The sequence below is a fragment of the Streptococcus mitis ATCC 6249 genome, assembly GCF_000146585.1.
Taxonomy (GTDB): Bacteria; Bacillota; Bacilli; order Lactobacillales; family Streptococcaceae; genus Streptococcus; species Streptococcus mitis_AZ.
Window position 1 is genome coordinate 753045 of sequence record NZ_GL397179.1, and the last position, 18591, is coordinate 771635.

Annotated in this window: 20 protein-coding genes and 1 riboswitch; of the genes, 15 read left to right on the forward strand and 5 right to left on the reverse strand. The window is 41.5% G+C overall.

The window, feature by feature from the left end; translation table 11 throughout:
- Positions 1-40: 40 nt before the first annotated feature.
- A complete protein-coding gene (gene thiD / locus HMPREF8571_RS05440) occupies positions 41-832 on the reverse strand; it encodes a bifunctional hydroxymethylpyrimidine kinase/phosphomethylpyrimidine kinase (protein WP_000221728.1) in 792 nt (263 codons plus the stop codon).
- Positions 833-914: 82 nt separating this feature from the next.
- Positions 915-1013: riboswitch (TPP riboswitch) on the reverse strand.
- Between the two features lie 183 nt (positions 1014-1196).
- Between thiD and HMPREF8571_RS05445 the strand changes: the two genes are divergently transcribed.
- The 7 genes from HMPREF8571_RS05445 (at position 1197) to manA (ending at position 8389) form a co-directional block, all read left to right on the forward strand.
- Positions 1197-1592, forward strand: coding sequence for a CopY/TcrY family copper transport repressor (locus tag HMPREF8571_RS05445; RefSeq protein ID WP_001167221.1), 396 nt, complete (start codon positions 1197-1199; stop codon positions 1590-1592).
- Between the two features lie 10 nt (positions 1593-1602).
- Complete coding sequence (locus HMPREF8571_RS05450; RefSeq protein WP_000935072.1) at positions 1603-1974, forward strand: cupredoxin domain-containing protein; 372 nt, start codon at positions 1603-1605, stop codon at positions 1972-1974.
- 9 nt (positions 1975-1983) lie between these two features.
- Positions 1984-4206, forward strand: a complete 2223-nt coding sequence (locus HMPREF8571_RS05455) for a heavy metal translocating P-type ATPase (RefSeq protein ID WP_000161822.1) — start codon at positions 1984-1986, stop codon at positions 4204-4206.
- A 321-nt stretch (positions 4207-4527) separates the two neighbouring features.
- Positions 4528-6303, forward strand: a complete 1776-nt coding sequence (gene spxB, locus HMPREF8571_RS05460) for a pyruvate oxidase (protein ID WP_000191792.1) — start codon at positions 4528-4530, stop codon at positions 6301-6303.
- 58 nt (positions 6304-6361) lie between these two features.
- The gene (locus HMPREF8571_RS05465) at positions 6362-6709 is read left to right on the forward strand and encodes a VOC family protein (RefSeq protein ID WP_001052646.1); all 348 of its coding nucleotides are present in this window, start codon (positions 6362-6364) and stop codon (positions 6707-6709) included.
- Between the two features lie 217 nt (positions 6710-6926).
- Positions 6927-7187: a SemiSWEET family transporter gene (locus HMPREF8571_RS05470; RefSeq protein ID WP_001291473.1), complete on the forward strand. Its 261-nt coding sequence runs from the start codon at positions 6927-6929 to the stop codon at positions 7185-7187.
- Positions 7188-7444: 257 nt separating this feature from the next.
- Entirely contained in the window at positions 7445-8389 is a 945-nt protein-coding gene (gene manA, locus HMPREF8571_RS05475) for a mannose-6-phosphate isomerase, class I (protein ID WP_001294325.1), read from the forward strand.
- A gap of 42 nt (positions 8390-8431) precedes the next feature.
- Here manA and HMPREF8571_RS05480 read toward each other — a convergent pair whose 3' ends face one another.
- Positions 8432-9772, reverse strand: a complete 1341-nt coding sequence (locus tag HMPREF8571_RS05480; protein WP_004239940.1) for a sodium-dependent transporter — start codon at positions 9770-9772, stop codon at positions 8432-8434.
- Positions 9773-10024: 252 nt separating this feature from the next.
- On the opposite strand from HMPREF8571_RS05480, the gene HMPREF8571_RS05485 reads away from it, so the two are divergent.
- On the forward strand, positions 10025-10765 hold the full coding sequence (locus HMPREF8571_RS05485) for a MerR family transcriptional regulator (protein WP_000274760.1): 741 nt from the start codon (positions 10025-10027) through the stop codon (positions 10763-10765).
- A gap of 28 nt (positions 10766-10793) precedes the next feature.
- Here HMPREF8571_RS05485 and HMPREF8571_RS05490 read toward each other — a convergent pair whose 3' ends face one another.
- From HMPREF8571_RS05490 to HMPREF8571_RS05500, 3 genes are read right to left on the reverse strand one after another with little or no spacing between them, the layout of a single operon-like run.
- Positions 10794-11249, reverse strand: a complete 456-nt coding sequence (locus HMPREF8571_RS05490) for an 8-oxo-dGTP diphosphatase (RefSeq protein WP_004239942.1) — start codon at positions 11247-11249, stop codon at positions 10794-10796.
- A gap of 19 nt (positions 11250-11268) precedes the next feature.
- Positions 11269-12444, reverse strand: a complete 1176-nt coding sequence (locus HMPREF8571_RS05495) for an NAD(P)/FAD-dependent oxidoreductase (protein WP_004239943.1) — start codon at positions 12442-12444, stop codon at positions 11269-11271.
- 57 nt (positions 12445-12501) lie between these two features.
- The gene (locus HMPREF8571_RS05500; protein ID WP_000219958.1) at positions 12502-13347 is read right to left on the reverse strand and encodes a DegV family protein; all 846 of its coding nucleotides are present in this window, start codon (positions 13345-13347) and stop codon (positions 12502-12504) included.
- A gap of 124 nt (positions 13348-13471) precedes the next feature.
- Here HMPREF8571_RS05500 and HMPREF8571_RS05505 point away from each other — a divergent pair, with 124 nt between their 5' ends.
- The 7 genes from HMPREF8571_RS05505 to HMPREF8571_RS05535 all read left to right on the forward strand — a co-directional run bounded on the left by HMPREF8571_RS05505 (position 13472) and on the right by HMPREF8571_RS05535 (position 18588).
- Positions 13472-14029, forward strand: coding sequence for a TetR/AcrR family transcriptional regulator (locus HMPREF8571_RS05505; protein ID WP_000003902.1), 558 nt, complete (start codon positions 13472-13474; stop codon positions 14027-14029).
- 18 nt (positions 14030-14047) lie between these two features.
- Positions 14048-14515, forward strand: coding sequence for a deoxycytidylate deaminase (locus HMPREF8571_RS05510; RefSeq protein WP_000136991.1), 468 nt, complete (start codon positions 14048-14050; stop codon positions 14513-14515).
- Between the two features lie 88 nt (positions 14516-14603).
- Positions 14604-15233, forward strand: coding sequence for a uracil phosphoribosyltransferase (upp, locus tag HMPREF8571_RS05515; protein ID WP_000515974.1), 630 nt, complete (start codon positions 14604-14606; stop codon positions 15231-15233).
- A 179-nt stretch (positions 15234-15412) separates the two neighbouring features.
- Positions 15413-16003, forward strand: a complete 591-nt coding sequence (gene clpP, locus HMPREF8571_RS05520) for an ATP-dependent Clp protease proteolytic subunit ClpP (protein WP_000613466.1) — start codon at positions 15413-15415, stop codon at positions 16001-16003.
- A 78-nt stretch (positions 16004-16081) separates the two neighbouring features.
- Positions 16082-16351 (forward strand): YlbG family protein, encoded by a 270-nt coding sequence (locus HMPREF8571_RS05525; RefSeq protein ID WP_000462111.1) that lies wholly within the window; start codon positions 16082-16084, stop codon positions 16349-16351.
- Between the two features lie 87 nt (positions 16352-16438).
- Positions 16439-17599 carry an ABC transporter substrate-binding protein gene (locus HMPREF8571_RS05530; RefSeq protein WP_000726126.1) on the forward strand — a complete coding sequence of 387 codons (1161 nt, stop codon included), beginning with the start codon at positions 16439-16441 and terminating at the stop codon, positions 17597-17599.
- Positions 17600-17718: 119 nt separating this feature from the next.
- Positions 17719-18588: a branched-chain amino acid ABC transporter permease gene (locus HMPREF8571_RS05535; protein WP_000941416.1), complete on the forward strand. Its 870-nt coding sequence runs from the start codon at positions 17719-17721 to the stop codon at positions 18586-18588.
- Positions 18589-18591 lie beyond the last annotated feature (3 nt).

Genomic DNA, 18591 nt, shown 5'->3' on the forward strand with positions numbered 1-18591 from the left:
TCTCTAATTTCCTTATTGAGGGAACTAGAGAGTTTTTTTCTTAATCTTTAAAAGTTGTATGGTTGACTGGGCCAGAACCATGTCCGAGTTGAGGAGCGTCTTGGATGGCTTTCGTGATAAAGGCCTTGGCCTTATCAACTGCCTGATAAAGACTTCTGCCCTTGGCTAGTTCAGCCGTAATCACAGCAGCAAAGGTACATCCAGTACCATGGGTGTGACAAGTTTGAATTCTTGGACTTTCCCAGACAAATTGTTCATCCTTGGTAAAGAGGAAGTCTTTGGCACCACCTTCAAGATGGCCACCTTTGATAACAACAGACTGAGGACCAAATTCTTTTATAATCAGGCGACCAGCACGCTGCATGTCTTCAGGGTCATGGATTGAAAAACCAACAATCTCTTCTGCCTCAGGAAGATTGGGTGTGATAATGCTTGCAAGGGGAAGCAGATTTGTTTTTAGGTAGTCTCTGGCACTAGAATCAATCAGGGTGTCCCCACTCGTAGCAACCATTACAGGGTCCAGCACATAGGGACAGTCCAGCTTTTTAAGATAGGGTTGGATGATCTCCATGATCTCAGTAGTTGCCAACATCCCTGTTTTTACAGCCTGAGGTTTGATATCCGAAAAGACACTCTCCAATTGAGCTTTCAGCATTTGGTTGGAGACGTGCTCGATTAATTGAACGCCTCTGGTATTTTGAGCGACAAGACTGGTCACAACGGCCATTCCATAGACATCTCTAGCTTGGAACGACTTTAAGTCAGCCATAATGCCAGCACCGCCACTAGGGTCAGTCCCTGCAATAGTTAGAGCAACGGGTAAATAAGTCATCTGAAACCTCCCAACCAACTAAAGTTTGTATTCTTAAGAACAAGCTAGTATGTTTCAGGAAAGTAATAGAAGACCAGATAGTCCTCACTATTTTCCACTTCCATCAGCTAGCATTACCTAGATTGAGTCAAAGGGATCTAACAGTCGTTAATCTCAGCTTTACGCACCCCTAGTGGTTGTTTTCTTTTTTCTCCAGTATAGCATATTTTTATAGTTTATATAGTAAAATTTGACTGCAAATCTCTCGTTACATGATTATAATTCTATTTTTCGAAAAAATAATAAAAATTATAGTTGACAAATGTAGATTTTGAGAGTATACTAATAACTGTAATTGACAAATGTAGATTCAGGAGGTGTGATTATGCAGATTTCAGATGCAGAATGGCAGGTTATGAAGATTGTTTGGATGCAGGGAGAGCAGACCAGTAGCGATTTGATCAGGGTTTTAGCGGAGCGGTTCGACTGGTCCAAGTCGACCATTCAGACTCTTTTGGCTCGCTTAGTAGAGAAAGAGTGTCTGACGAGGAAAAAAGAAGGCAAGTCCTTTGTCTATTCGGCGCTTTTTAATCTAGACCAAAGTCGGGATTTGCTTGTCCAAGATATCAAAGACAAGGTTTGTTCTCGTAGGATTAAGAACTTGTTGGCTGATTTGATTGTCGAATGTGATTTTACTTTGGCTGACTTGGCAGATTTGGAAGCTGTGATTTCTGAAAAGAAAGCCAGGGCAGTTGCTGAAGTTAAATGTAATTGTATGTAAAGGAGATGTCATGTTAAATAGTATTGTAACCATTATTTGTATTACCCTTATCGCATTTATCTTGTTTTGGTTTTTCAAAAAGCCTGAAAAATCTGGACAAAAGGCCCAGCAAAAAAAGGGCTACCAAGAGATTCGAGTGGAAGTCATGGGAGGGTATACTCCTGAATTGATTATTCTTAAAAAATCAGTTCCAGCCCGTATTGTCTTTGACCGCAAGGACCCGTCACCCTGTCTGGATCAGATCGTCTTTCCAGATTTTGGTGTGCATGCGGATCTTCCTATGGGTGAGGAGTATGTAGTGGAAATCACTCCTGAGCAGGCTGGAGAGTTTGGCTTTGCATGTGGTATGAACATGATGCACGGTAAGATGATTGTAGAGTAGGAGGAAACGATGACAAAAATTGTGAAAGCAAGCCTGGAAAATGGCATTCAAAAAATCCATATCACAGCTGAAAAAGGCTATCATCCTGCCCATATCCAGCTTCAAAAAGGGATTCCGGCTGAGATTACCTTTCATCGTACCACGCCTTCAAACTGTTACAAGGAAATCCTTTTTGAAGAAGAAGGCATCTTGGAACCAATCGGCGTGGACGAGGAGAAGACAATTCGTTTTACACCTCAAGAGTTGGGGCAACATGAATTTTCATGTGGCATGAAGATGCAAAAGGGAAGCTACACCGTAGTTGAGAAGACTCGAAAATCTTTGTCACTTTTGCAACGTTTTTGGATTACTAGCATCTTTACCCTGCCTCTTGTTTTTCTCATGATTGGGATGTTGACAGGGACTATCAGTCATCCAGTTATGCATTGGGGCACCTTTTTAGCCACAACGCCTATCATGCTAGTGGCCGGTGGTCCTTATATCCAGAGTGCTTGGGCTAGCTTTAAAAAACACAATGCCAACATGGATACCTTGGTGGCACTGGGAACCCTAGTGGCCTATTTCTATAGCTTAATTGCCCTCTTCGCTGGTCTCCCCGTTTACTTTGAAAGTGCTGCATTTATCCTCTTCTTCGTTCTTTTGGGGGCCGTTTTTGAGGAGAAAATGCGGAAAAACACTTCCCAAGCTGTGGAGAAATTACTGGACTTGCAGGCTAAAACAGCAGAAGTCTTGCGTGAAGATAGCTATGTACAAGTTCCTTTGGAGCAAGTCAAGGTAGGTGATCTGATTCGAGTGCGTCCCGGTGAAAAGATTGCGGTTGATGGGGTTGTAGTCGAAGGTGTGTCCAGTATTGACGAATCCATGGTGACAGGTGAGAGCCTGCCGGTGGATAAAACCGTTGGAGATATTGTCATTGGCTCCACCATCAATAATAGCGGAACGCTTGTTTTTAAAGCAGAAAAAGTTGGCTCAGAGACGGTTTTGGCACAGATTGTGGACTTTGTGAAGAAAGCCCAGACCAGCCGAGCACCGATTCAGGACTTGACGGATAAGATTTCAGGGATTTTTGTCCCAGCAGTTGTCATTTTAGCGATTCTGACTTTTTGGGTTTGGTTTGTCTTGCTTGAGGCTAGCTTTGTGACCTCTCTCCTTTATGGGGTGGCAGTTTTGATTATCGCTTGTCCTTGTGCACTAGGACTTGCAACACCGACAGCTCTTATGGTGGGAACAGGTCGCAGTGCCAAGATGGGGGTTCTCCTCAAAAATGGAACGGTTCTACAGGAAATCCAGAAAGTTCAAACTATTGTCTTTGATAAGACCGGGACTTTGACGGAAGGAAAACCAGTTGTCACTGATATTATTGGTGATGAGACAGAAGTACTTGGCTTAGCAGCTTCTTTAGAAGAAGCCTCTCAACACCCACTGGCTCAAGCTATTGTCAAAAGAGCGAGTGAAGCTGGACTTGAGATTCAAACTGTTGAAAATTTCCAAGCCTTGCACGGAAAAGGTGTCTCAGGGCAAATCAATGGGAAACAAGTCTTGCTTGGAAATGCTAAAATGCTGGATGGCATGAACATTTCTAGCACTTATCAAGGAAAACTAGAAGAACTGGAAAAAGAAGCTAAGACAGTTGTGTTCTTGGCTGTTGACAATGAAATCAAAGGCTTGCTTGCACTACAAGATATTCCTAAGGAAAATGCTAAACTTGCCATCAGTCAGTTGAAAAAACGAGGTCTTAAAACAGTCATGCTGACAGGGGATAATGCTGGCGTGGCGCGTGCCATTGCAGATCAGATTGGCATTGAAGAGGTCATTGCAGGTGTATTGCCAGAAGAAAAAGCCCATGAAATCCATAAACTGCAACAAGCTGGAAAAGTAGCCTTTGTTGGTGATGGTATCAATGACGCTCCTGCCCTCAGTGTAGCGGATGTGGGAATTGCTATGGGAGCTGGAACAGATATTGCCATCGAGTCAGCAGATTTGGTGTTGACAACTAATAACCTCCTAGGTGTGGTGCGTGCCTTTGACATGAGTAAGAAAACCTTTAATCGAATTCTGCTCAATCTTTTCTGGGCCTTTATCTACAATGTCATCGGAATTCCGATTGCAGCAGGAGTTTTTTCTGGTATTGGTCTGGTGCTCAACCCAGAACTGGCAGGTCTAGCCATGGCCTTTAGCTCTGTATCTGTTTTGATCAGTTCACTCATGCTAAACGTTACTAAGATAGACTAAAAAGCGGGCTTGCTCGCTTTTTATACTCTTCGAAAATCTCTTCAAACCACGTCAACTTTATCTGCAACCTCAAAGCTGTGCTTTGAGCAACCTGCGGCTAGTTTCCTAGTTTGGTCTTTAATTTTCATTGAGTATTATAAAACAGTTCTGAAAAACGCTTTCAAACTGTACTGTAATAGAGAATAAAAACTTCTGAGCACATTTTTAGGAGACAAAAAACAATTATGGTAAAGTAGTAGAGTAAAAATTTGCTGAAACGTTTCCAATTAGTATATGAAAACGGATGAATCAAATTTTAAAAATATTTGAAGGAGAGTTATAATGACTCAAGGGAAAATTACTGCATCAGCAGCAATGCTCAACGTATTGAAAACATGGGGCGTAGACACAATCTACGGTATCCCATCAGGAACACTCAGCTCATTGATGGACGCTTTGGCTGAAGACAAAGATATCCGCTTCTTGCAAGTTCGCCACGAAGAAACAGGTGCTCTTGCTGCGGTTATGCAAGCTAAATTCGGTGGCTCAATCGGGGTTGCAGTGGGTTCAGGTGGTCCAGGTGCGACTCACTTGATTAACGGTGTTTACGATGCAGCTATGGACAACACTCCATTCCTTGCTATCCTTGGATCACGTCCAGTTAACGAACTTAACATGGATGCTTTCCAAGAGCTTAACCAAAACCCAATGTACCACGGAGTAGCTGTCTACAACAAACGTGTAGCTTACGCTGAACAATTGCCAAAAGTTATTGACGAAGCTTGCCGTGCTGCAGTTTCTAAAAAAGGTCCAGCTGTTGTTGAAATCCCAGTAAACTTCGGTTTCCAAGAAATCGACGAAAACTCATACTACGGTTCAGGTTCATACGAGCGTTCATTCATCGCTCCTGCCTTGAACGAAGTTGAAATCAACAAAGCTGTTGAAATCTTGAACAATGCTGAACGTCCAGTTATCTACGCTGGTTACGGTGGTGTCAAAGCTGGTGAAGTGATTACTGAATTGTCACGTAAAATCAAAGCACCAATCATCACAACTGGTAAAAACTTTGAAGCTTTCGAATGGAACTACGAAGGGTTGACAGGTTCTGCTTACCGTGTTGGTTGGAAACCAGCCAACGAAGTGGTCTTCGAAGCAGACACAGTTCTTTTCCTTGGTTCAAACTTCCCATTTGCTGAAGTTTACGAAGCCTTCAAGAACACTGAAAAATTCATCCAAGTAGATATCGACCCTTACAAACTTGGTAAACGTCATGCCCTTGACGCTTCTATCCTTGGTGATGCAGGTCAAGCAGCGAAAGCAATCCTTGACAAAGTAAACCCAGTTGAGTCTACTCCATGGTGGCGTGCAAACGTGAAGAACAACCAAAACTGGCGTGATTACATGAACAAACTCGAAGGTAAAACTGAGGGTGAATTGCAATTGTACCAAGTTTACAATGCAATCAACAAACATGCTGATCAAGACGCTATCTACTCAATCGACGTAGGTGACACTACTCAAACATCTACTCGTCACCTTCACATGACACCTAAGAACATGTGGCGTACATCTCCACTCTTTGCGACAATGGGTATTGCCCTTCCTGGTGGTATCGCTGCTAAGAAAGACAATCCAGATCGCCAAGTATGGAACATCATGGGTGACGGTGCATTCAACATGTGCTACCCAGACGTTATCACAAACGTTCAATACGACCTTCCAGTTATCAACGTTGTCTTCTCAAATGGTAAATATGCCTTCATCAAGGACAAATACGAAGACACAAACAAACACTTGTTTGGTTGTGACTTCCCTAATGCTGACTATGCGAAAATCGCTGAAGCTCAAGGAGCTGTTGGATTTACAGTTGACCGTATCGAAGATATCGATGCAGTTGTTGCAGAAGCTGTTAAATTGAACAAAGAAGGTAAAACTGTTGTGATCGATGCTCGCATCTCTCAACATCGTCCACTTCCAGTAGAAGTACTTGAATTGGATCCAAAACTTCACTCAGAAGAAGCAATCAAAGCCTTCAAGGAAAAATACGAAGCAGAAGAACTCGTACCATTCCGCCTCTTCTTGGAAGAAGAAGGATTGCAATCACGCGCAATTAAATAATTCCTTCGTGGAATTTAAAAAGATCGGAACAATCCGGTCTTTTTATGGAGGAGAGTAAATGAATTTAAATCAATTAGATATTATCGTTTCAGATGTTCCCCAAGTTTGTGCTGACTTGGAGCGTATTTTGGATAAAAAGTCCGATTATGTTGATGACAGTTTTGCTCAGTTTACGATTGGCAGTCATTGTCTCATGTTGTCACAAAGTCATTTGGTTTCTTTGGAAAAGTTTCAGTCAGGAATCATTCTTCATATCGAGGTTGAGGATGTGGACCAGAACTATCGACGATTGAAAGAACTTGGTGTCGAGATTTTACACGGTCCTTGTGAAACGGATTGGGGAACGGAGTCTCTACTAGTTAAAGGCCCTGCTGGTCTTGTGATTGATTTTTATCGTATGAAATAGGGCGCGTAGTCATTTGACGTTAACCTTAGCTATTTTTAAAACAGAAATTGAGAATGTGAATTATTAAAAGATCGGAGTAATCCGGTCTTTTTCTGTTTCCTCTTTCTTATCACAAGATTGTGATAGTTTACAACTTCATAACAAAAGCTTCAAAGTCTTGATTGTTTTGAAAAAAGATTATAAAATATGATTCATAAAAATGAAAGAGATTTTGAAAATGTCTGAAAAACAAATGAAAATTTTGGGTTGGGTAGCGACCTTCATGTCCGTTATGATGTATGTGTCTTACTTCCCACAAATCATGAACAACTTGGCTGGTCAAAAAGGAAACTTCATCCAACCCTTGGTCGCAGCCATCAACTGTAGTCTATGGGTTTACTACGGTCTTTTCAAGAAAGAAAGAGATATTCCCCTTGCGGCTGCTAATGCACCGGGTATCGTTTTTGGCCTAGTAACGGCTATCACAGCTTTAATTTAAAAATAAGAGTGTTTTCAGTCTTTTTTTGTACATAAAAATAGATTCTCAAGTAAAGGAAGTCTAATGAGAGTTGAGGAAAACAGCCGTTGATAGCGAGCTTTCTGAGTGTTGCTTTAGAGGTTCCTCCATCAAGTAAAAGATTATTTCGTTACTATTTTTACAAAATCTTCTCCCTACTTTATAAGATAGGAAAAAGAGTTCAATTCGAACTCTTTTTTTGCTATAATGAGGGGAGAAAAATCAGACAGGAGATCGACATGTCAGAACCATTATTTTTACAATCAGTTATGCAAGAAAAAATCTGGGGTGGGACCAAGCTACGTGATGAGTTTGGTTACGAAATTCCAAGTGAAAAAATCGGGGAATACTGGGCTATCTCAGCCCACCCAAATGGAGTTTCTAAGGTAGCCAATGGACGCTACGAGGGAACAGACCTTGCTACTTTTTATGCGGAACACCGTGAGTTGTTTGGCAACCGTCCAGAACCAGTATTTCCACTGTTGACCAAAATTCTCGATGCCAATGACTGGCTCAGCGTCCAAGTTCACCCAGACGATGCCTATGGACTCGAGCATGAAGGCGAACTTGGAAAAACCGAATGCTGGTATATCATCGCAGCAGACGAAGGTTCAGAGATTATCTATGGCCACAATGCCAAGTCAAAAGAAGAACTCCGTCAGCAAATCGAAGCTAAAGACTGGGATGGTCTATTAACAAAAGTCCCTGTTAAGGCTGGAGATTTCTTCTATGTACCAAGTGGAACCATGCACGCTATCGGGGCGGGAATCTTGATTCTTGAAACCCAACAGTCTAGTGATACAACCTATCGTGTCTATGACTTTGACCGTAAGGATGACAAGGGCAACTTGCGTGAACTTCACCTTGAAAAATCCATCGATGTCTTGAACATTGGTGAACCAGCAAATAGCCGTCCTGTAACTATCAAAGCTGATGATTTACGTTCCACTCTACTTGTATCCAATGAATTCTTTGCCGTTTACAAGTGGGAAGTTACTGGAAAAGTTGATTTTGAAAAGACAGCTGACTACAGCCTGTTCAGCGTCTTGGCTGGTCAAGGTCAGCTTACTGTTGACGGGAAAAATTATCCAATCCAAAAAGGTAGCCACTTTATCCTACCAAGCGATGTTGAAGCTTGGACCTTGGAAGGGCAAGGTTTGGAATTGATTGTTAGTCATCCATAAAAAAAAGAAAGGGCCTGAGTTCACTACTCAAGTCCTTTTTGCTTACATAAATTGGGCGATAAAGACCACAATGATGATAATTGGAATGACGAAACGAAGGAGGAAGAGCCAGACTTGGAAAAGTCCTTGTTTCCATGCTCTTTCATCAAGATGGAGTTCCTCCATGGCAAGTGTCTTCTTAAAGATATAGCCTGTAAAGAGAGAAAGGCAGAGGGCTCCAAATGGCATGAGGAGATTGGAAACCAAGAAATCCATGGCGTCAAAGAAGGTTTTACCAAAAATGTGAACTTCCGCCATGACACCGTAAGATAGGGCTGAAGGAATTCCAAAAACAAAGGTCAAGATTCCTAAAATGGCACTCCACTTAGCCCGCTTGCTGTTGTCCTGATTGGTGATATTGCCCACATTGATTTCCAGCATCACGACAGATGAAGTGACTGTCGCAAAAAGGAAGAGCAAGAGGAAGAGGATGTAGAAAATGGTTCCAAAAGGCATCTTGTCAAAGAGTTGAGGCAAGACGATAAAGAGCAGGCTTGGTCCACCCTCGGATTGGATGTTGAAGGCTGACATAGCAGGAAAAATGGCTAGACCTGCCATGATGGACACAGAGATATTCATGGCTACGATGGAAATCCCTGATTGGACCAGATTGGTTTTCTTATCCAAGTAGGATGCATAGGTCAGCATGGCTGTGACCCCTAATGAAAGGGCAAAGAAAGATTGTCCCAGGGCATAAAGGAAGCCAGCACTAGTTAGTTTTGAGAAGTCTGGTTTGAGGAAGTAGAGAACGCCTTCCATGGCATTTGGCAAGCTGAGAGAGCGCCCAATAATCACGACAAAGATGATAAAGAGCAGGGGCATCATGACTTTTGAAGCTCTTTCGATTCCTTTTTGAACCCCACGTGATACAATAAAGATATTCAATAAGATAAAGACAGCTTGAGCTCCTAGGGCAATGGCTGGGTTTGAAATGATTGAAGTAAATAACTGAGCGTAATCACCCGTTCCGCTGAGTTGGAACAATTTTCCAAACTCAATGCCTAGATAGACTAAAATCCATCCTCCAATGACACTGTAAAAGGAGAGGAGGATAAAGAGGGCAAAGGCACCAATCCAACCGATAAAATTGTATTTGCTATTCTTGCCCAGTTTTCCAAAGGTTTTGATAGCAGAAACACCAGCACTACGGCCAAGGGCAAACTCAGCAAGCAGGAGCGGGAAACCAATTAAAATAGTGGAAATGAGAAAGACCAGTAAAAAGCCTCCACCGCCATTAGCAGCAGTCATGTAGGGAAACTTCCAAACGGCTCCAAGTCCGATTGCTGAACCAGCAGATGCTAGAATAAAGCCTAGTTTCGAGCCCCATTGCGATTTTTCTGACATAGTTGAAACTCCAATCTCGTTTTTTAAAATAAGAAAAGGCTACTTGAGTTGTCAAATAGCCTTCTCTCAATGGCTCTTTATGAGCCTTCTGTTTGATTGATAGACTTGACTATCCTATCATGTTTTCAAAGGTCTGTCAAGAAATCCATTTTCAAGTTTTCACACCTTTCTCAAAAAGTTAAAAATTTTTCTCAAAAACGCTTGACTCTGACCTAAGGGGAGGGGTTATACTATCATTGTAAGGAGGAAATCATGTACCATATAAAAGAAGCTGCGCAGCTTTCAGGTGTCTCTGTCAAGACCCTGCACCACTACGATAAGATAGGAATTTTGGTTCCTTTAAAGTCGGAAAACGGCTATCGAACCTACAGTCAGGAGGATTTGGAACGCCTTCAGGTTATTCTGTATTACAAATATCTAGGCTTTTCTTTAGAAAAAATAGCAGAGCTATTAAAGGAAGATAGATCAGATTTGTTGCCTCACTTGACTAGACAGTTGGACTATTTGACTCGAGAAAGGCAACATCTGGATACCTTGATTTCCACCTTGCAAAAAACCATTCAAGAACAAAAAGGAGAAAGAAAAATGACTATTGAGGAAAAATTTACTGGATTTAGCTATCAAGACAACCAAAAATATCACCAAGAAGCGGTAGAGAAATATGGGCAAGAAGTCATGGATCAAGCCCTCGAGCGACAAAAAGGTCTTGAAGATGAGTCTACGGCCGCTTTTAACCAAGTCTTTCAAACTTTGGCACAAAATCTTCAAGCTGGTTTACCTGCAACAGCAACTGAAAACCAAGAGCAAGCAGCCAAGCTCTTGCAAGCCATTCGTACTTATGGATTTGACTGCTCTATTGAAGTCTTCGGTCATATCGGTAAAGGCTACGTCTACAACCCAGAGTTTAAGGAAAACATTGACAAGTTTGGACCTGGTACAGCTCAATACACATCAGATGCCATTGCAGCTTACGTTCGGACAAATGCAGAATAAATAGGCTAGGAATTTCCTAGCCTATTTTTTACTTCAAGTCATAAAGCCAGTCGTCACCGTCTTTGTAGTAAAAGAATTCACTGAGATCATCTTCCAAAAAAACACGAAGCATATCAGACATATCCTTAGTTGCAAGTTTTAGATGAGAAAGATTTTCAAAATTCTCCCACCATACCTTTCCTTCGTCTGAAGACTGGAGTTCACCAGTAAAGTGTTTTGTCTTGTAAAAAAGGACGACATAACGATAATCCTCGTCGTCATACCAGTCTTTAATACCACAGAGTTGGGGTTTGGAAATGGTCAGACCAGTTTCTTCTTTCACTTCACGAATGACTGCATCGACAAAGGATTCGCCACGTTCAACATGCCCGCCAGGAAAAGTAATACCAGGCCAGTCAGGGCTAACTCTGTCTTGGACCAGCACCTTGTCTCCGTTTTGAATCATACACATGTTGACAAATTCAACTGATTCTCTTCTATTCATTTTTTACACCCTTTGATTTTTAATCATAATGCAGACTTCCAGCCACCCAGCCGGTACAGAGGGCAGAAGTGATGTTAAAGCCACCCGTGTGGGCATTGATATCCAGTACCTCGCCAGCAAAGTGGAGACCAGGTACCAGCTTACTTTCAAGGGTTTTAGGGTTGATTTCCTTAAGACTGACACCACCTTTGGTGACAAAGGACTTAGCCAATGACATTTTACCAGTGACAGGAATTTTGAGAGCCTTGATAGACTGGAGCAGTTGCTCGCGTTCTTTTTCAGTCAGCTGTTTAACTTTTTCAGGAAATCCTTGTACAAAAAACTCAGCCAAGCGTTCCGGAAGTAAAGTTTTCAAAGCATTTTTCAAGGATTTTTCTCGATTTTCTTCTAGAAATGTTACTAAGTCGTCCACTGAAAGTTGAGGCAAGACATCCAGTGAAAGGATTTCGCCACCCTTGACAAAGCTGGACATGCGTAGGGCAGCAGGGCCTGACAAACCAAAGTGAGTAAAGAGCAGATCATGAGTGATGACATGCTTACCATAGCTTAAGGTCACATCATCCAGTGAAATTCCCTGCAAGTCCTTATGTGGAAAATCTGTCAATAAAGGACTTTCAGCAGCCTCAAGCTCGGTAATGGTGTGCTTAAAATGACGAGCAATCTCGTGACCAAAGCCAGTAGACCCAGTCGAAGGATAAGACTTACCACCTGTTGTGACAATGAGTTTATCACAAGTGAAGGTTTGGTCTGCGGACTTAAGGACAAACTGGTCGTCTATCTTTTTAACAGAAACAATCTCCGTTTGAGTAGCAACTTGACCTCCTAGCTCAGTGATTTTCTTTTCTAGGGCCTCGATAATAGTCCGCGATTTGTCGCTGGCAGGAAAGACGCGGCCGTGGTCTTCAACCTTGAGTTTAACACCGTTTTCCGTGAAAAAGTTGATGATATCATGGTTATCAAACTGGGAGAAGACACTGTATAGAAAGCGTCCATTTCCAGGAATTCCAGCCAGAAGGTCATCTAAGCTTCCGTTATTGGTGACATTGCAACGGCCACCACCAGTACCAGCTAATTTTTTTCCGAGTTTCCGATTTTTTTCGATGAGAAGAGTTTTCTGACCATGAAAGCTACTGGAAATGGTAGCCATCATGCCAGCAGGCCCTCCACCGATGACAATAGTATCAAAATGTTTCATAGCTCTATTGTACCACAAAAAACAAGAGATGCTTGGCATCTCTTGTTGCTTATAATCTTAGTTGATTTCATATCCCATCAACAAACCGCCATCTTCTGCATAAAAACTGCAGAGACCAGATGTTGGAAGAATCTTAATTTCAGCTTGTGGGAATGTTTCCAGCAAGCGTTCTGACAATTGCTGACAGAATTTTTCATTGCTGCGATGAGCCATGACGATACGACCACCAGCATAGCCAGCCTTGATGAGTTCTTCATAGGCTGCTTGAAGGGATTTTTTTGGTCCACGAGCCTTTTGGAGCAGTTCTAGGGTTCCAGTATTACTCGCTTCTCCGACCATACGGATGTTGAGAAGACCAACAACTGTACCGATAAGCTTGCTTAAACGACCATTTTTTACCAAGTTATCGACCTTAGCGAGGACAAAGAGCAACTTGGTTTTTTCTTGGTAGGCTGTGATAGCTTCAACAATCTCCTCATAAGAAAGTCCTTGATCAATCAATTCATTGATTTTTTCGACAATCAAGTCAACTTCCCCACCTGCAGATAAACTATCAATAACATGAATCTGAGTGTCAGGATGTTCTTCAAGGTAGATATTCTTAGCAAGTTGCGCACTATTATGACTGCCAGAAAGAGCACCAGTGATAGTAACGACAAAGATATGCTTGGCTCCTTCGAATGCACGCAAGTAATCATCAGGGCTAGGACAGGCTGATTTTGAAGCCTCAGAAGTCGCATACATGGTTTCCATCATGTGGTTAATGTCGAGATTGGCATCATCGATAAAGACCTGATTAGCTACTTGAATGGTTAAAGGAACACTCACAAATTCAGTATCGATAGCAAGAGTAGGCAGTTGACGATAATCACAACCAGAGTCAGCTACAATCTTCCAAGTCATAGAAATTCTCCATCTTTGTCACTTATACATTGACAAAGGTTCTGTCTTTTTTTACAATTATATCATGAAAGCCCTTGAAACAAAAGTACCACCTCTCTGTTGTCACAAGTAGAAAGAAATTGTTATGTCTGAACGTAAAATATCTGAAAAATCTCTTGAAAATCTCAGAAAATCAAATCAAGAATCCAATTTCTTGACCAGAGAAGCAATCGAGACGGCTCTTTTGCAACTTCTAGAGAAAAAAGATTTGGCCAAGATCAGTATTTCAGAGCTGGTCAAGCGGGCGGGTGTCTCTCGCGCTGCCTTCTATCGCAATTATGGTTCTAAAGAAGAGATTTTGGAAAGCGTCTTTAAACGCACTGTCCATAACATCATGGAACAGTTGAGCCATTACGATGTCAAAACAGACCTTTATCTGGTCTGGGTACACCTTTTCCGCGCAGCCAAGAAAGAAGCCAAGGTTATCCAACTTGCTCTGGACTACCATTTGGAAAAGATTTTCGTCCAAGCCATGCAGGAATTTCTAGAAAAATACCACGGAAAGTCAAAAGGCGTTAGCAGCTACCTTCATTCCTTTTGGAGTTCTGCCATCGTATCGGTTCTGCTCAAATGGATCAAGGATGGCATGAAGGTTCCGGCTGAAAAGATTGCTGATTTACGCTTGCCATTTTTCAAAAAATAGAGGAAAAGGAGAAGACTTATGACAGAAAAAAGACTGGCTTGGGATGAGTACTTTGCGGCTCAAGCCTTACTGATTGCCAATCGTTCGACCTGCAAACGTGCCAAGGTGGGAGCTGTCCTTGTTAAGGATAATAAGGTCATTTCAACAGGCTACAATGGTTCTGTATCAGGAACTGAGCACTGTATTGACCACGAATGTCTAGTTATTGAAGGACACTGTGTCCGAACCCTTCACGCCGAGGTCAATGCCATTTTACAAGGAGCTGAACGAGGGGTTCCAAGAGGATTTACAGCCTATGTGACCCATTTCCCTTGTCTGAACTGCACCAAACAACTGCTACAGGTTGGTTGCAAGCGCGTGGTTTATATCAACCAGTACCGAATGGATGACTATGCCCAGTACCTTTATCAAGATAAAGGCACCGAGTTGACCCATCTACCATTAGAGACTGTTCAGGCAGCTCTTCAAGAGGCAGATTTGATTTAAAAATTAATTAAAATAAATGGTTTAGAAAGCTTTTTAAACCGTTTTTTGATATAATAAGAAGAATAAATTGAAAGAAGGAATTCAGAAAATGGGAAAAATTGAAGTCATTAATCATCCACTCATTCAACACAAATTGTCAATCTTGCGACGTACAGATACTTCTACAAAAGCTTTTCGTGAGCTAGTAGATGAGATTGCAATGTTGATGGGATATGAAGTACTTCGTGATCTTCCACTTGAAGACGTTGAAATCGAAACACCTATTACAAAGACCGTTCAAAAACAATTGGCTGGTAAAAAATTGGCGATTGTCCCAATCTTGCGCGCAGGTATCGGGATGGTAGATGGGCTCTTGAGCTTGGTTCCAGCAGCCAAAGTTGGTCACATCGGTATGTACCGTGATGAAGAAACCCTTCAACCAGTTGAATACTTGGTGAAATTGCCTGAGGACATAGACCAACGTCAAATCTTTGTCGTCGATCCAATGCTTGCAACAGGTGGATCAGCAATCTTGGCTGTAGATTCCCTCAAAAAACGTGGAGCATCAAACATCAAGTTTGTCTGTCTAGTGTCTGCTCCAGAAGGAGTGAAAGCTCTTCAAGAAGCTCACCCAGATGTAGAAATTTTTACAGCAGCCTTGGATGAACGCTTGAACGAACACGGTTATATCGTTCCAGGTCTTGGAGATGCTGGAGACCGCTTGTTCGGTACTAAATAAAATTCCGAAGTAAATATTGAAACTAGAAGTTCGTTTTTGACTTGAAAGGAGGTTGAGTTTTTGTTTCTGTTTAGAGAATAGAGCAAAAATTTGACCTTTTTTGACCAAAAAGATATAATAGTTTTGTATTGAGTCGTAAGACTAAGAAAATTCAACATAAAACATAAAAGGAGAAATGAATGATTCCTGTAGTTATTGAACAAACAAGCCGTGGAGAACGTTCCTATGACATTTACTCTCGTCTTCTGAAAGACCGCATCATCATGCTAACAGGTCCAGTTGAAGACAACATGGCCAACTCCGTTATCGCCCAGTTGCTCTTCTTGGATGCCCAAGACAGCACAAAAGATATTTACCTTTATGTCAATACACCTGGGGGCTCTGTTTCAGCTGGTTTGGCAATCGTTGATACCATGAACTTTATCAAAGCGGATGTCCAAACTATCGTTATGGGGATGGCTGCATCTATGGGTACTGTCATCGCATCAAGTGGTGCAAAAGGCAAACGCTTCATGCTTCCAAATGCAGAGTACATGATTCACCAACCAATGGGTGGTACAGGTGGTGGTACCCAACAGACAGATATGGCAATCGCTGCAGAGCACTTGCTCAAAACTCGTAAGACTTTGGAGCAAATCCTTGCAGATAACTCTGGTAAATCAGTCGAGCAAATTCATGCAGACGCGGAACGTGATTACTGGATGAGTGCCCAAGAAACGCTTGAATATGGCTTTATTGATGAAATCATGGCCAACAATTCTTTGAACTAATAATGCATGAAAGCAAACTCGACGGAGTTTGCTTTTTTTGATATAATAGGATAAGATTTCTTAGAAAGAGGCTTCCTCATGTTTGAAAAAACAAATCGATCAGGATTAATCATCTATCTCTACTATAATAGAGATGCGAAAAAACTACAAGAATATGGAGACATTTTCTATCATTCGAAAAAGCATCGCTACCTGCAACTTTATGTTCCGACTGAGACTCTAGAAAACTTGGTTGAGAAATTAGCTAAGGAACGATTTATCAAAAAGGTAAGGCCTTGTCATATTCAAGAGTTAGAGACTCCCTTTGTTGGCAATCTCTATCGCAATGAAGAAAACGTTATCATTTAAAAAATTAATTAAATGTATTGACAATTTTCTGATAATTCGGTATATTCTTAACATACAATTTTTGAAACGACTATAAGGAGATTAAAAATGAAGAAAAAATTTGCCCTATCTTTTGTGGCTCTTGCTAGTGTGGCCCTTCTTGCTGCCTGTGGAGAAGTTAAGTCAGGAGCGTCAAACACAACTGGAAATCCAGTAGACGAAAAAACAATCAAAATTGGTTTTAACTTTGAAGAGACAGGTGCTGTAGCTGCATACGGTACAGCTGAACAAAAAGGTGCCCAACTTGCTGTAGACGAAATCAACGCTGCAGGTGGAATCGATGGAAAAAAAATCGAAGTTGTTGACAAAGACAACAAGTCAGAAACTGCTGAAGCAGCTTCTGTTACAACAAACCTTGTTACCCAATCAAAAGTAGCAGCTATTGTAGGACCTGCGACATCTGGTGCAACTGCTGCAGCTGTAGCTAACGCTACTAAAGCTGGAGTGCCATTGATTTCACCAAGTGCTACACAAGACGGTTTGACTAAAGGTCAAGATTACTTATTTATTGGAACATTCCAAGATAGCTTCCAAGGGAAGATTATTTCTAACTATGTAACAAATAAATTGAATGCTAAGAAGGTTGTTCTTTATACTGATAATGCTAGTGACTATGCTAAAGGTATTGCTAAATCATTCCGTGAATCCTACAAGGGTGAGATTGTAGCAGATGAAACTTTTGTAGCAGGTGATACAGACTTCCAAGCAGCCCTTACTAAAATGAAAGGGAAAGAGTTTGACGCTATCGTTGTTCCAGGTTACTACACAGAAGCTGGTAAAATTGTAAACCAAGCTCGTGGTATGGGAATTGATAAACCAATCGTTGGTGGTGATGGATTCAACGGTGAAGAATTTGTTCAACAAGCAACTGCTGAAAGAGCATCAAACATTTACTTCATCTCAGGATTCTCAACCACAGTTGACGTTTCTGCAAAAGCTAAAGCTTTCCTTGAAGCATATCGTGCTAAATACAATGAAGAACCTTCAACATTCTCAGCTTTAGCCTATGACTCAGTTTACCTAGTAGCAAATGCTGCAAAAGGTGCTAAAAACTCAGGTGAAATCAAGGACAACCTTGCTAAAACCAAAGATTTTGATGGTGTAACTGGTCAAACAAGCTTTGATGCTGACCACAATACAGTGAAAACTGCTTACATGATGACCATGAACAATGGTAAAGTTGAAGAAGCAGAAGTTGTAAAACCATAACATTAGAATAGTACTTGAAATGGGGAATGAGCCTTTGACTCACTCCCTGTTTCGGTGTTTATGAACTTGTGAAAATAATGAAATTTTCTAAAAAATAAGGATAGAAAAGAGTGAATGCTATGCTCCAACAACTTGTGAATGGTCTAATTCTGGGTAGTGTTTATGCACTTTTGGCCCTAGGTTATACCATGGTTTATGGAATTATCAAACTCATTAACTTCGCCCACGGTGATATTTATATGATGGGTGCCTTTATTGGTTACTTTTTGATTAATTCTTTCCAAATGAATTTCTTTTTAGCTTTAATTATTTCAATGGCGGGAACTGCACTACTTGGTGTTGTGATCGAATTTCTTGCCTACCGTCCTCTGCGAAACTCTACACGTATTTCTGTATTGATAACCGCCATCGGAGTGTCCTTCCTACTGGAATATGGGATGGTTTATCTAGTAGGGGCCAATACTCGTGCTTTCCCTCAAGCGATTGAAACAATCCGCTTTGATTTTGGCCCAATTAGTTTGACAAATGTTCAATTGATGATTTTAGCAGTTTCTATATTGTTAATGGTTTTATTGCAATTGATCGTCAAAAAAACAAAAATGGGGAAAGCCATGCGTGCTGTATCAGTTGATAGTGATGCAGCTCAATTGATGGGAATTAATGTAAATCGTACAATCAGCTTTACCTTTGCTTTGGGTTCAGCTCTTGCTGGTGCAGCAGGTGTCCTCATTGCCCTTTACTACAACTCTCTTGAACCTTTGATGGGTGTGACTCCAGGTCTAAAATCATTCGTTGCAGCTGTACTTGGTGGTATCGGGATTATTCCTGGTGCAGCTCTAGGGGGATTTGTGATTGGCTTGTTGGAAACTTTTGCAACTGCCTTCGGTATGTCTGATTTCCGTGATGCTATCGTATATGGAATTTTGCTTTTGATTCTGATTGTTCGACCTGCGGGTATCCTTGGTAAGAATGTGAAAGAGAAGGTGTAAACA